Genomic DNA, 13,448 nt, shown 5'->3' on the forward strand with positions numbered 1-13,448 from the left:
TCGCCGGCCTTTCGCGCCTCTCGGGTCGCCGCAACGGCGGCCGGACATCGAAGCCCGGCGCCGCCTGCCGCGCGGGAAAGGCCTTGCCGAAGACCGCGAAAGGCGCGACGCAGGCGTCGCGCCTCGTTTGGCTCAGAAGTGATAGGCGACGTCGATGAAGCCGCCGACGCGGCTCGTCTCGAAATCGGTCTTCTGGGCGCTGTAGAAGCCGAGCGGAAAGGCGCTCTTTTCGAAGTGGAAATCGCCGCCGTCGGTGGAAAGGTGCCAGTAGCGGGCGCCGAGGCCCACCGAGAAGGCGTCGGAGACCGCGTAATCCAGTTTGGCTTCCAGCTGATAGCCGTCGCCGTCGCCGTCATAGGGGGTCGGCCCGACGAAGTCGGTGCCGATGCGCAGCCAATGGGTGTCTTCGCCGGAAAGCTTGACATAGGGGAGATAGGCGGCGTTGCCGCTCAGCGTCAGCCGGTCGGTGAGCATCACCTGGCCGGACAGGCCGATCCGCAGCGCGTGCCAGTCGCCCTCGTTGGAAATCACCGCGATGTCGTTGCCGATCGTCCCGGAAAACGCCCCGCAGATGAAGGGATTGCCGGCGGTCTGCTGGCAGCCGTAGGCGTTTTCCCGCTCATGAAGGTAGAAATAGCCGGCGAAGGCGCCGAGGCTGTAGGTCGGGCGCTGCAGGAATTCGTAGCCGAGGTCGACCTGGCCGTAATGCAGGCGGTTGTCGTCGAGCTCTGAATCCGTCGACGAGTAGGGGAAGATGTAGGGCTCGAAATCCTCGTCCTGCAGGTTTCCCGAGTCAGACCAGCCGAGTCCGATCATGCCGTTGAGGAAGACGCCGGAGGAGTGCTTGATCGCACCGAAAAGCTCCAGAGAGCTCGTCGTCATGTCGTCGAAGGTGAGGCGCGAGACTTCGTCGTCGCCGCTGACGGTGAAGAGGTCGTAGCGGGTGCGTCCGCTGCTCAGGAAGTAGCGGGTGCCGAAGCTGGCCGTGAAGTCCGGCGCCTCGACCGCCACCTCCTCCTCGGCGCGGGCCGGCGCGCTGAGCATCGGCGCGAGAATGCCGATGCCGAGAGCGCCGCATGCGAGACGACGCAGTGATTGCCTGATGAATGCCATGTCGGTAGATCCCCCAAATTGGACGATCGACCGGTTGCACCACGACAGGTTGACGTCAATCGACATCCCGCGAAGACTGGCGACGCGGATCGCCGAGGGAGGGACGCTGTTGCCGCTAGGTCACGAAATGACGGGAGCGCCGCCGTCGAACCGTTTCGGCGCAACGGCTTACGGCGGGATCGTCGCCGTCGCGATGATCGTCCTGGCGCTCGCGAATCAGTCTCCCGGCTCGCGGCTGGCGACGGTCATCTCCCCCTGCACCGCTATCGCCCAAGCGATCGCACGGATCGGCGAGCGGAACTGGGTCGCACGGTGTTCGAAGGCCGCCGAGCGCAGCGGCGCCTCGCCGGCGCGGGCTCGACGGATCTGCCGCGCCCAGCTCGAGGCCTGCAAGGCGAAGCACCCCGAAAGGAACGGGGCGCCTGGCCCAATCACGCTGTGATACGAGATCCGCTCGATCAGAGTGGGGCTCGTATGAAGCCCGCGCGGGGATTGAGCGTCTTTGTTTCCGGCATCACGAAGTGATCTGCCGGAAACCATATGAAGCGTGCGGCGGCGCAGCAGGCCCGATCGGCCGGTCATACCGTCCGGCAAACCGCACCGAACCCGCACCGAACCAAGCCATGCGGCGCGACGGGGTGGTTCAGATGTCGAGGTCCGAGACGAAGGCCGCGCGCTCCTGGATGAAGCGGAAGCGCGATTCCGGCTTGTTGCCCATCAGCGCGTCGACCGCGCTCGATGTGCCGGCCTCCGGGGTCTCGTCGACGACGACGCGCAGCAGCGTGCGCTTCTTCGGGTCCATCGTCGTTTCCTTGAGCTGCCCGGGCAGCATCTCGCCGAGACCCTTGAAGCGCCCGACCTCGACTTTGCGGCCCTTGAATTCCCGCGCCACAATCTCCTCGCGGTGGCGGTCGTCCCGCGCATAGAAGGTCTTGCCGCCGCCGGACAGCTTGTAGAGCGGCGGCACCGCCAGAAACAGGTGGCCGCCGCGGATCAGTTCCGGCATCTCGCGGTAGAAGAAGGTGATCAGCAGCGAGGCGATGTGGGCGCCGTCGACGTCGGCATCCGTCATGATGATCACCCGCTCGTAGCGCAGATCCTCCTGCCGGTATTTCGAGCGGGTGCCGCAGCCGAGCGCCAGCGTCAGGTCGGCGAGCTGCTGGTTGGCGCCGAGCTTGTCGCGGCCGGCACTGGCGACGTTGAGGATCTTGCCGCGCAGCGGCAGGATCGCCTGGCGCATGCGGTCGCGCGCCTGCTTGGCCGAGCCGCCGGCCGAATCGCCCTCGACGATGAAGATCTCAGCGCCGGCCGCGCCGGTCTGCGAACAGTCCGCCAGCTTGCCGGGCAGCCGCAGCTTGCGGGTCGCCGACTTGCGGCTGACCTCCTTTTCCTGGCGCCGCCGCAGCCGCTCGTCGGCCCGCTCGACCACCCAGTCGATCAGCCGCGCGGCATCCTGCGGCGAGGAGGCGAGCCAGATGTCGAAGCTGTCGCGCATCGACTGCTCGACGATGCGCTGGGCCTCGGCGGTGGCCAGCCGGTCCTTGGTCTGGCCGACGAATTCCGGCTCGCGGATGAACACCGACAGCATCGCCGAGGCGGTCTGCATCACGTCGTCACCGGTGATCACAGAAGCGCGTTTGTTTCCAGAGACTTCCGCGAAAGCCTTGAGACCGCGCAGGAGCACCGAGCGCAGCCCGGATTCGTGGGTGCCGCCCTCCGGGGTGGGGATCGTGTTGCAGTAGGAGCGGACGAAGCCGTCGTCGGCCGTCCAGGACACCGCCCATTCGACGGCGCCGTGGCCGGAGGTCTTCTCGGTCCGGCCGGAAAAGATCTGCGAGGTGACCCGGTGTTCGGTCCCGAGGGTGGTGTCGAGATAGTCCTTCAGGCCGCCCGGGAAATGGAAGGTCTCGCGGGTCGGAACGCCGGAATCTGCGGCGAGCAGGGAGGGATCGCAGGACCAGCGGATCTCGACGCCGCCGAAGAGATAGGCCTTGGAGCGGGCCATCGCCATCAGCCGCTCGGGGCGGAACCGGCAGTTCGCCCCGAAGATCTCGGGATCGGGCCGGAAACGGATCCTGGTGCCGCGGCGGTTCTGGATGTCGCCGACTTCCTGCAGCGGCGAGGTGACGAGGCCGCGCGAATAGGTCTGCCGGTAGAGCTTGCGGTTGCGGGCGACCTCGACCTCGAGATGCTCCGACAGGGCGTTGACCACCGAGACGCCGACGCCGTGCAGGCCGCCCGAGGTCTCGTAGACCTTGGAGTCGAACTTGCCGCCCGCATGCAGCGTCGTCATGATGACTTCGAGCGCCGAGCGGTCCTTGTATTTCGGATGCGGATCGATCGGGATGCCGCGGCCGTTGTCGGTCACCGACAGAAAACCGTCCGCCTCGAGCGCGACCTCGATGAAGTTGGCATGGCCGGCCGTCGCCTCGTCCATCGAATTGTCGATGACCTCGGCGAAGAGGTGGTGGACGGCCTTCTCGTCGGTGCCGCCGATATACATGCCCGGCCGCCGGCGCACCGGCTCCAGCCCTTCCAGGACCTCGATGTCGGCCGCCGTATAGTCGGCGCCGGGCACGAAATCCTGCGCGGGCTTGCGCGTCGGGGCGGAGGGCCTCGGCGCTCTCGGCTGGCGCGCGGCGTTGCCCGAAAACAGGTCGTCGCTCATCGGCCGGAAAGTCCTCGCTGGCGTGAAGGGGATGGTCTGGGGGCCGCAACCATGCCCCTGCCTATACTTTCACGAAATGTTCTTCAAGGCGCATGGGGCACATGACGGGCCGGACAAGCCGGATTCCGCCGTTTTCCACGGAAAATCGCGCGGCTTGCCGGCCGATCGCGACACCGCAGCGCCTGCCGGGAGCCCGGCGGGCGAAGCGGCGCCGAAAACGAAAAGACGGGGCGGCCGTCGCCGGCCGCCCCGTCCCGATCGCAAAAAGGCCGAAGGGCCTGAGGCCGCGGCTCAGACCGAATAGTACATGTCGTATTCGATCGGGTGCGGCGTCATCTCGAAGCGCAGCACCTCGGCCATCTTCAGGTCGATGAAGGCGTCGATCTGGTCGTCGTCGAAGACGCCGCCGGCCTTTAGGAACTCGCGGTCGGCGTCGAGGCTCTCCATCGCCTCGCGCAGGCTGCGGCACACCGTCGGGATTTCCTTCAGCTCCTCCGGCGGCAGGTCGTAGAGGTCCTTGTCCATGGCCTGGCCCGGATGGATCTTGTTGCGGATGCCGTCGAGGCCGGCCATCAGCATGGCCGAGAAGGCGAGGTAGGGGTTCGCCGTCGGATCGGGGAAGCGGACCTCGACGCGCTTGGCCTTCGGCGACTGGCCGAAGGGGATGCGGCAGGAGGCCGAGCGGTTGCGCGAGGAATAGGCCAGCAGCACCGGCGCCTCGAAGCCCGGCACCAGCCGCTTGTAGGAGTTGGTCGAGGGGTTGGTGAAGGCGTTGAGCGCCTTGGCGTGCTTGATGATGCCGCCGATGTAGAACAGGCAGGTCTCCGAGAGGCCGGCATATTCGTTGCCGGCGAAGGCCGGCTTGTCGCCCTTCCAGATCGACTGGTGGACGTGCATGCCCGAGCCGTTGTCGCCATAGACCGGCTTCGGCATGAAGGTCGCCGTCTTGCCGTAGGCGTTCGCCACCTGGTGGATGACGTATTTGTAGATCTGCATCTTGTCGGCGTTGCGGGTCAGCGTGTCGAACTTGATGCCGAGCTCGTGCTGGGCGGCGGCGACCTCGTGATGGTGCTTCTCGACGGAAACGCCCATCTCGGCCATCACCGTCAGCATCTCCGAGCGCATGTCCTGGCAGGAATCGATCGGCGGCACGGGGAAGTAGCCGCCCTTGATGCGCGGACGATGGCCGAGATTGCCGGTCTCGTATTCGGTGTCGTCGTTGGAGGGAAGTTCCGTCGAATCGACCCGGAAGCCGGTGTTGTAGGGGTCGGCCTTGTAGCGCACGTCGTCGAAGACGAAGAATTCCGCCTCGGGGCCGAAATAGCAGGTGTCGCCGATGCCGGACTGGGAGAGATAGGCCTCGGCCTTGCGGGCGGTCGAGCGCGGATCGCGGTTGTACGCCTCGCCGGAGATTGGATCGAGGATGTCGCAGGTCACCGCCATGGTGGCCTGGGCGAAGAACGGATCCATGTGGGCGGTCTCGGGATCCGGCATCAGCACCATGTCGGACTCGTTGATCGCCTTCCAGCCGGCGATCGACGAGCCGTCGAACATCGAGCCTTCCGAGAACATGTCCTCGTCGACGATGGAGACGTCCATCGTGACATGCTGCATCTTGCCCTTGGGATCGGTGAAGCGCAGGTCGACGAACTTCACGTCGTTGTCCTTGATCTGCTTCAGAATCTCGTTGGCGCTCGTCATGGCCTTCCTTCCCTGTTGATTTGGTTCGTCTGGTTCCGGGCCGGACCGTCCGCTCGTTAGCGCATGGCGGGGTCGTGATCCATCCCGCGATGGGTCATTTTCGATGGTGGCCCCGGTCCGCCGCGCCCCGCGACGGACCGGCCGGCCTCAGATCGCGTCGGTGCCGGATTCGCCGGTGCGGATGCGGATCGCTTCCTCGATCGGCGAGACGAAGATCTTGCCGTCGCCGATGCGGCCGGTCTGGGCGGCCTTGCGGATCGCTTCGACGGCCGCCTCGACCGTCTCGTCGGAAAGCACGATCTCGACCTTCACCTTGGGAAGGAAGTCGACGACGTATTCGGCGCCGCGATAGAGCTCGGTGTGGCCCTTCTGGCGGCCGAATCCCTTGGCCTCGGTGACGGTGATGCCCTGGAGGCCGACTTCCTGCAGCGCCTCCTTCACCTCATCCAGCTTGAACGGCTTGATGATCGCCTCGACCTTTTTCATCGACTGACCTTTTTTCATATCTCGATTGTCGCCGGGCTGTGCGCCGGTCGCAGCCGGCGATGCAGGTGTCGTGCCAACAGCCGGCGGGAGAGAGCATACACGAATTAGCGGCAGGCGCCGCCCCGGCAATGGAACCGCGGCGGCGCATCGGCCGCACCATGGACATTGCCGCGCGATGCGGTGTCCTATCCTTTGAGAAAGGGCGCGTCGAATCCGACTGGCGCGGGGAAATGTCGAAAGTCTAGGCAAATTGCATTTCTGATAGGCAGAATTGATGATGCGAAATCGGGCAATGGACGCCGCACTGCTCACACCGGAGGAGATGGGGGCGGCAGACCGGGCGACGATCGCCGCCGGCACGCCCGGCATCCTCCTGATGGAGCGGGCAGCCGCCGCGGTCGCCGCGGCAGCGATGCGGCTTTCCGGCGACGGGCCGATAGCGCTTCTCGCCGGGCCGGGCAACAACGGCGGCGACGCCTATGCCGCCGCCGCTCTCCTGAAGTCGGCGGGGCGTGCCGTTCGGCTTTTCCATCTCGTCGCGAAGGAGGGGCTCGCCGGCGATGCCGCGATCGCCGCCGGAGCCTATGACGGGCCGGCCGAAACGCTTTCGAGCTTCCGGCCCGGGGATTTCGCGCTGGTGGTCGACGGCCTTTTCGGGGCAGGGCTAGCGCGGCCGCTCGAGGGCGAGGCGGCGGCGGCCGTCGACCGGGCGAACGCCGCGCCGGTCAAGGTGCTCGCCATCGACCTGCCGTCGGGGATCTCCGGCGCGACGGGAGCCGTGCTCGGGACGGCGGTGAAGGCCGATGCGACCGTCACCTTCTTCCGCAGGAAGCCCGGCCACCTTCTGGAACCCGGCCGCTCGTATTGCGGCGAGATCACCGTCGCCGACATCGGGATTTCCGACGACGTCCTCGACACCATCGCGCCGACGACCTTCGAGGCCGGCCCGGCGCTCTTTCAGGGCCGGCTGAAGGTGCCGGCCGATGCCGGCCACAAATACGACCGCGGCCATGCGGTGGTCTTTTCCGGTCCGGCGCATCAGACCGGCGCGGCACGGCTTGCCGCAACGGCGGCGCTGCGCGGCGGGGCAGGGCTCGTCACGGTCTTCGCCCCCGCAAGCGCCGTCCTCGTCGTCGCCGCGCAGCTGACCGCAGTGATGCTGAGGCGCTGCGACGATGCGGCGGAGCTTCGAGAGCGCCTCGCCGACGACCGGCTGAACGTCTTCGTGCTCGGCCCGGGCTTCGGCGCAGGGGACAAGGCGCGGGACTTCGCCCAGGCGGTGCTCGGTGCCGGGCGCCGGCTGGTGCTCGATGCCGACGGCATTACCGCGTTCAAGGACGAGCCGCAGGCGCTGTTTGCGGCGGCGGGCGAAGCGGCGCGGGGACGGCCGGGCGGCGAGCCGGCGCTGGTGCTGACGCCGCATGCCGGCGAGTTCAAACGTCTCTTCCCGGACCTTGCGGCGGAAGACGGCCTGTCGAAGCTCGACCTGGCCCGCCGGGCCGCGGCGCGCGCCGGTGCCGTCGTCGTCCTCAAGGGGCGCGACACGGTGATTGCCGCACCGGACGGGCGCGCCGCGATCAATGCGAGCGGCACGGCCTGGCTCGCGACGGCCGGCACCGGCGACGTCCTCGCCGGCATCGTCGCCGCGCAACTGGCGCAGGGGACGCCGAGCTTCGAGGCCGCGGCGGCTGGCGTCTGGATGCACGGCAAGGCGGCCGAGGCCTTCGGGCCGGGGCTGATCGCCGAGGATCTGCCACAGATGCTGCCGAAAGTGTTCGCGGGGCTCTGCGGGTGAAACGAGATCCGCTCGATCAGAGCGGGGCTCGTATCAAGCCCGCGCGGCGAGTGAGCGTCTTTTTTCCGGCATCACGAAGTGATCTGCCGGAAACCATATGAGGAGTCGGTGCCCGGTCGTCAGACGGCTTCCGGTCGATGGATTCGCGGGATGGCGGGTCCGCCAAGCCAAGGAAGCAGATGCTGTCCGGCGTCAAAAAATCGCATGCGGGCGGGCATGATGACGATCGTCGAGCCTCTCGCGGTCGAGGCGTTGCAGCGGCGCTGCGCTTCCGGTTCTTCTGTCAGGCGAAGAGCCAGAGCATGGCTGAAATCGGCAGGGCGAGCACGAGGAGGCCGAGCGCCAATGGCAATGCGCGACCGACATATCCGAGTGTGATCGCGGGAGCGACCAGCGCTGCGAGCGGGATGGCCGTGATCTGCGCCATCCCCGTCGCGATGGAGCGGCCGATCGGATCACTCGTTTCGGCCCCGCGCAGCATCATGAGAAGGAACGCGAGCAGAAACGCGGCTTCGATCGAACCGAGAACCAGAACGACCCGGCGAAGAGTGGAAGGGCGTGCGACCGGCATGACGAGAAATCCGTGCCAAAGATCGAGGTGGTGAGGCGTCTGCCCCGGGTTTTCCTTGCGCAAGTCACCGCGCCAGCGGCGTTGCCGCCCGCAGGCGGACGAGGCCGAGGACGGTGTCGATCGCCGGGGTCGGGATGCCGGTCAGCCGGCCCAGTTCGGCGACCGAGGCGACCAGCGCGTCGATCTCCATCGGCCGTCCGAGTTCCAGATCCTGCAGCATCGACGTCTTGTGCTCGCCGACCTCGGCGGCGCCGGCGATCCGCTTGTCGACGTCGATCGGAAAGCGGATGCCGAGCGCCGTCGCGATCGCCTCGGCCTCCAGCATCATCGCCCGCGCGACGGCGCGGCTACCGTCATGGGCGCAGATCGCCGCCAGCGTCGCGCCGGTCAGGGCGGAGATGGGATTGAAGGAGAGGTTGCCCCACAGCTTCACCCAGATCTCGGTGCGGATCTGCGGCCGCACCGGCGCCCGGAAGCCGGCGGTGACGAGCAGTTTCGACAGGGCCTCGACACGGGTGGTCCTTTCCCCGGAAGGCTCGCCGAGCGGCAGGCGCTCGCCCTCCACGTGCCGGATGATCCCCGGCGCCTCGATGTCGGCGGCCGGATGGACGACGCAGCCGATGGCGCGCTCCGGCCCGAGCGTCTGCCAGATCGCCCCGCCCGGATCGACGGCCTCGATCCGGCGGCCGTCATGCGCGCCGCCGCTTTTATAGAAATACCACCAGGGCAGGCCGTTCTGGGCGGTGACCACGGCGGTGTCCGGCCCGAGCAGCGGTTCGAGGGACGGCAAGACCGCCGGCACCGAATGCGCCTTCAGCGCGATGACGACGACGTCCTGCGGGCCGAGCGAGGCGGCATCGTCGGTGGCGCGGACCTTGACCCGCGTCTCGCCGGCGGCCGAGCGCACCAGGAGGCCGTTTTCCCGCATGGCGGCGAGATGCGGCCCGCGGGCGACGAGGGAGACGTCGGCGTCGGTGCGCTCGGCGAGCCGGGCGCCGACGAGGCCGCCGATGGCGCCGGCGCCGAAGATCGCGACCTTCACGACGCTCCGCCCTTGCCGAGACCGAGCTTGTCGGCGAGGCCGATGCGCTGCAGCTTGCCGGTGGCGCCCTTCGGGATCTCGTCGAGGAAGACGAGCTTGCGCGGCACCTTGAAGTCGGCAAGGCGCGTCGCCGCGAAGGCGCGGATCTCGTGTTCGCCCGCCTTGGCGCCCTCGCGCAGGACGATCGCCGCCGCGACCTCCTCGCCGAGCTTGTCGTGCGGCATGGCGAAGCAGACCACCTGCGCGACGGCCGGATGGTCCATCAGCACCTCGTCGACCTCGCGCGGCGAGATCTTCTCGCCGCCGCGATTGATGATCTCCTTCAGGCGGCCGGTGAGGAACAGGAAGCCGTCCGCGTCGATCCGCCCCTGATCGCCGGTATGAAACCAGCCATGGGCGAAGGCCTCGGCATTGGCCTTGTCGTTGTTCTCGTAGCCCGAAGTGACGTTCGGCCCGCGGATGCAGATCTCGCCGATCTCGCCGGCCGCAAGCACCTCGCCGTCCGGCGAGAGCACCGCGACCTCGGGCCCCGCCGCCGGGCCGACGCTGCCGGCCTTGCGCGCGCCGGGCGGCAAGAGGTTCGAGGTCATCTGATGCGAAGCCTCGGTCATGCCGTAGGCCTCGATCACCGGGCAGTCGAAGGTCTTTTCGAGCTCGGCCATCACCTGCGGCGGCAGCGAGGAGGAGGACGAGCGGATGAAGCGCAGCTCGGCGCGGGCGACGCTGTCCAAATTGCGCGGGGCGCGCGCCAGGATCGCCTGATGCATCGTCGGAACCGCGGTGTACCAGCTCGGCGCCGCGTCATCGAGCCACTGGAAGAACTTCAGCGCGTTGAAGCCGGGGGTGCAGGTCACCGAGGCGCCGGCCGACAGCGAGGAGAGCACCGCCGCGATCAGCCCGTGGATATGGAACAGCGGCATGACGTTGAGGCAGCGGTCGCCCGGGGCGAGGGCGAGCGAGCTGCGGATGTGGCGCGCCGAGGCCGCCAGATTGCCGAGGCTGAGCGGCACGATCTTCGGCCGCGAGGTGGTGCCGGAGGTGTGGAGGACGAGCGCCTCGTCCCCTTCGCCGGACAAGCCGGGCCGGGCGGCCTCGCCGACCGGCTCGCCGGACAGCGTGAAGGCGCCGGCCGGCGCATCCGGCCGGGCCGACAGCCGCAGCACCGGGATGCCGAGCTTTGCCGCGACGCGTTCAGCGGCTTCGTGGCCGACCTCGTCGAGGATCAGCGCCTTCGCCCCGAGATCGCCGAGATAGAATTCCAGCTCCTCGGCCCGGTAGGCCGGATTGAGCGGCGCGGCGCTCGCCCCCGCGGCGACGGCGACGAAGGCGGTCGCCATCTCCGGGCCGTTGGGCAGGACGATCGCCACCCGGTCGCCGCGGCCGATCCCGAGGCGGTTCAGCGTTCCGACCGTCGCCTCGACGAGTTCCGAAAGCCGGCGGTAGGAGAGGAACGGCCGGTCCGGGGCCCCGATCGCCGGATCGTCCGCACCGCCGGCCTTCAAGAGATCGAGCATCGTTTCCCTCCGGATGAGACCTGCCGGCCGACGGGCGGAGGGCGCCGGCCGTGCCGGTGAGCTGCCTGCCGCCGCCCGGGCCGGCGAATGGCAGGTTTCTAGGTCGCGGTGCCCGCTTTGTCGATGTCCCCGGCGACCCGTCCGGCGTCGCAGTCTTCGTCGCCCGTGAGCCTCCGGCGATATGGGGAGGTCAGGGGCCGGGCGGCCGCGGCGCCGGCCCGTCATCAGCCGCGGGCCATCTCCCGCAGAAGATCGGCCGGCAGGATCGGAAAGCGCCGGACGCGGATGCCCGTCGCATGGAACACGGCGTTGGCGATCGCCCCGACGGTTCCGGTGATGCCGATCTCCCCGACGCCCTTGACGCCGAGCGGATTGACGTGGGGGTCGTCCTCTTCGACGAGGATCGCCTCCAGCGACGGCACGTCGGCATTCACCGGCACGTGGTATTCGGCGAGATTGGCATTCATGATGCGGCCGGAACGCCGGTCGTGGACGGCCTCTTCGTGCAGCGCGAAGGACAGGCCCCAGACCATGCCGCCGTAATACTGGCTCTCGACCAGCCGCGGATTGATGATCCGGCCGGCGGCGAAGGCGCCGGTGAGCCGCGTCACGCGGATCTGGCAGAGATCCGGGTCGACCGCGACCTCGGCGAAGACCGCACCGTGGGCGTATTTGGCATAGGCCTCCTCGGTGGCGGGATCGGCGACGCCGCGGCCGCTCCCTTCGATCTCCGACAGGCCGGCGCGGGCGAGGATCGCGGCGTAGCTCTCGCCGCGGCTTTCGTCGTCCTGGCGCGACAGCCGGCCGTCGCGCGCCACGACGCCGACGTTGCCGGCGCCGAAGAGCGGCGACCGGCGGTCCCCGACGGCGAGTGCGGTGAGCCTTGCGATCGCGTCCTCGCCGGCGCGATAGAGCGCCGTGCCGGCGGTCGCCGTGTGGCCGGAGCCGCCGGCGATGCCGGCATCGGGAAGGTCGGAGGATCCGGCACGGAACTCGACTGCGTCGATCGCAAGGCCGAGGCTGTCGGCGGCGATCTGGTGGAGTGCCGTCCAGGCGCCCTGGCCCATGTCCTCGGCGCTGGTCTCGGCGAGACCGCCACCGTCGGCGCGGATCACGGCGCGCGCCTTTCCTTCGAACATGATCGCCGGAAACTGCGCGGTGCCGACGCCGCGGCCGACGAGCCGGCCTTTTTCGTCGCGCAGCTTCTGCGGTTCGAGCGGCCGGCCCGCCCAGCCGAAGCGCTCGGCGCCCTGGAGGTAGCATTCGCGCAGCGCCTTGGAGGAAAACGGCTTGCCGTGCATCGGCTCGACCTCGGCATAATTTCTCAGCCGGAAGTCGAGCGGATCGATCCCCGCCGCGAAGGCCGCCTCGTCGATGGCGCATTCGAGCGCCGCAGAGCCGGGCGCCTCGCCGGGTGCCCGCATGAAGCGCGGCGTGCCGACGTCGATCCGCGTGGCGTCGTGGGTCGCGCGGATCGCCTTTGCCGCATAAAGCGCATGCGAGGCGTTGGAGGCCGGCTCGACGAAGTCGTCGAAGCGGCTGGTCGCGGCCAGCGTGTGGTGCGCGATCGCGGTCATCCGGCCATCCGCCGCCATGCCGAGCCGCAGCGTCTGGCGAGTCTGGGCGCGGTGGCCGACGGGGCCGTACATCTGCGGGCGGGAGAGCACCAGCTTCACCGGCGCGCCGACCATTTTCGCCGCCATGACGCCGAGGACCTGCGGGCCGGCGAGCATCCCCTTCGAGCCGAAGCCGCCGCCGAGAAACGGGCTGCGGATCAGGATGTTCTCCGGGGCGATGCCGAAGAAGCGCGCGACCGTTCCGAGCGCGATCGCCGGCGCCTGGGTCGGCGTGTCGATCTCGATCCGGTCGCCGTCCCAGCGCGCCACGATCGCATGCGGCTCCATGGCGTTGTGATACTGGGCGGGCGTCTCGTAGGTCGCCTCCAGCGTCTGATCGCAAGCGGCATATTCGGCGTCGAAGTCGCCGGATTCGGCCCTGCCCGGAAAGCCCGGGCCGACGATCTTCGCCTCGAAACTCTCGCCGCCGAGATCGACGCGCGGCGCCTCGACCTCGTATTGCGGAGCGAGCAGGGCGGCACCTTCGCTCGCCGCCTCGAGCGACGTCGCGATCACCACCGCGACCGGCTGGCCGGCATATCGGACGGCATCGCTCTGGAGCAGATCCAGCCGGAAGGCGAGGGGGTTCGGCTTGTCGTCGGGGTCGGCGGCAAGCTGCGGCCGGTTTTCCGGCGTTATCACCGCGACGACGCCGGGATGGGCCTTCGCGGCCGCGACGTCGAGGCGGCTGACGCGTCCGCGGGCGATCGTCGCCGCCGCGACGACGGCATGGAGCAGGCCTTCGGGGTTGTTGTCCGCCGCATAGGTGGCCCTGCCGGTGACCTTGAGGACGCCGTCCCGGCGGGTCATCGGCTGGCCGATATTGGAGCCCTGGCGAAGCCGCGCGCCGGTTTGAAGCGAAGCGATGTCAGACATCTGCGACACCTTTCGAATGACGATTCGGAAGAACGAGGCGGCGGCCGGAATGCCGGCCGCCGTGCT

Annotated in this window: 10 protein-coding genes; 2 read left to right on the top strand and 8 right to left on the bottom strand. The window is 68.7% G+C overall.

Features of this window, described 5'->3' with window-relative positions:
• Positions 1-132: 132 nt before the first annotated feature.
• Positions 133-1,113, bottom strand: a complete 981-nt coding sequence (locus J1C47_RS03845; RefSeq protein ID WP_207349394.1) for an omptin family outer membrane protease — start codon at positions 1,111-1,113, stop codon at positions 133-135.
• Here J1C47_RS03845 and J1C47_RS03850 point away from each other — a divergent pair.
• A complete protein-coding gene (locus J1C47_RS03850; protein ID WP_207349395.1) occupies positions 1,103-1,555 on the top strand; it encodes a hypothetical protein in 453 nt (150 codons plus the stop codon). The two genes, J1C47_RS03845 and J1C47_RS03850, sit on opposite strands and share 11 nt — an antisense overlap.
• A 201-nt stretch (positions 1,556-1,756) precedes the next feature.
• Here the strand turns inward: J1C47_RS03850 and parE are convergent, their stop codons facing one another.
• From parE to J1C47_RS03865, 3 genes are all read right to left on the bottom strand, one after another.
• The gene (gene parE / locus J1C47_RS03855) at positions 1,757-3,781 is read right to left on the bottom strand and encodes a DNA topoisomerase IV subunit B (RefSeq protein ID WP_207349396.1); all 2,025 of its coding nucleotides are present in this window, start codon (positions 3,779-3,781) and stop codon (positions 1,757-1,759) included.
• Between the two features lie 291 nt (positions 3,782-4,072).
• A complete protein-coding gene (gene glnA / locus J1C47_RS03860) occupies positions 4,073-5,482 on the bottom strand; it encodes a type I glutamate--ammonia ligase (protein WP_207349397.1) in 1,410 nt (469 codons plus the stop codon).
• Positions 5,483-5,629: 147 nt separating this feature from the next.
• Positions 5,630-5,968, bottom strand: coding sequence for a P-II family nitrogen regulator (locus tag J1C47_RS03865; RefSeq protein WP_134759306.1), 339 nt, complete (start codon positions 5,966-5,968; stop codon positions 5,630-5,632).
• Positions 5,969-6,260: 292 nt separating this feature from the next.
• Between J1C47_RS03865 and J1C47_RS03870 the strand changes: the two genes are divergently transcribed.
• Positions 6,261-7,763: an NAD(P)H-hydrate dehydratase gene (locus J1C47_RS03870; protein ID WP_207349398.1), complete on the top strand. Its 1,503-nt coding sequence runs from the start codon at positions 6,261-6,263 to the stop codon at positions 7,761-7,763.
• Between the two features lie 283 nt (positions 7,764-8,046).
• On the opposite strand, the gene J1C47_RS03875 is transcribed toward J1C47_RS03870, so the two are convergent.
• From J1C47_RS03875 to J1C47_RS03890, 4 genes are all read right to left on the bottom strand, one after another.
• Positions 8,047-8,397, bottom strand: a complete 351-nt coding sequence (locus tag J1C47_RS03875) for a hypothetical protein (RefSeq protein WP_207349399.1) — start codon at positions 8,395-8,397, stop codon at positions 8,047-8,049.
• A 1-nt stretch (position 8,398) separates the two neighbouring features.
• Positions 8,399-9,376, bottom strand: a complete 978-nt coding sequence (locus J1C47_RS03880) for a 2-dehydropantoate 2-reductase (RefSeq protein WP_207349400.1) — start codon at positions 9,374-9,376, stop codon at positions 8,399-8,401.
• Positions 9,373-10,890: an acyl--CoA ligase gene (locus tag J1C47_RS03885; protein WP_207349401.1), complete on the bottom strand. Its 1,518-nt coding sequence runs from the start codon at positions 10,888-10,890 to the stop codon at positions 9,373-9,375. Before J1C47_RS03885 ends, J1C47_RS03880 begins: the two co-directional genes overlap by 4 nt.
• A gap of 224 nt (positions 10,891-11,114) precedes the next feature.
• Positions 11,115-13,382, bottom strand: coding sequence for a xanthine dehydrogenase family protein molybdopterin-binding subunit (locus tag J1C47_RS03890; protein ID WP_207349402.1), 2,268 nt, complete (start codon positions 13,380-13,382; stop codon positions 11,115-11,117).
• Positions 13,383-13,448 lie beyond the last annotated feature (66 nt).

This window comes from Jiella sonneratiae, from assembly GCF_017353515.1.
In the GTDB taxonomy this organism is placed as follows: domain Bacteria; phylum Pseudomonadota; class Alphaproteobacteria; order Rhizobiales; family Rhizobiaceae; genus Jiella; species Jiella sonneratiae.

Coding starts and splice junctions, on each gene's coding strand:
- J1C47_RS03845 (WP_207349394.1), bottom strand. CDS start 1,113: ATGGCATTCATCAGGCAATCACTGCGTCGTCTCGCATGCGGCGCTCTC.
- J1C47_RS03850 (WP_207349395.1), top strand. CDS start 1,103: ATGAATGCCATGTCGGTAGATCCCCCAAATTGGACGATCGACCGGTTG.
- J1C47_RS03865 (WP_134759306.1), bottom strand. CDS start 5,968: ATGAAAAAGGTCGAGGCGATCATCAAGCCGTTCAAGCTGGATGAGGTG.
- glnA (WP_207349397.1), bottom strand. CDS start 5,482: ATGACGAGCGCCAACGAGATTCTGAAGCAGATCAAGGACAACGACGTG.
- J1C47_RS03890 (WP_207349402.1), bottom strand. CDS start 13,382: ATGTCTGACATCGCTTCGCTTCAAACCGGCGCGCGGCTTCGCCAGGGC.
- parE (WP_207349396.1), bottom strand. CDS start 3,781: ATGAGCGACGACCTGTTTTCGGGCAACGCCGCGCGCCAGCCGAGAGCG.
- J1C47_RS03870 (WP_207349398.1), top strand. CDS start 6,261: ATGGACGCCGCACTGCTCACACCGGAGGAGATGGGGGCGGCAGACCGG.
- J1C47_RS03885 (WP_207349401.1), bottom strand. CDS start 10,890: ATGCTCGATCTCTTGAAGGCCGGCGGTGCGGACGATCCGGCGATCGGG.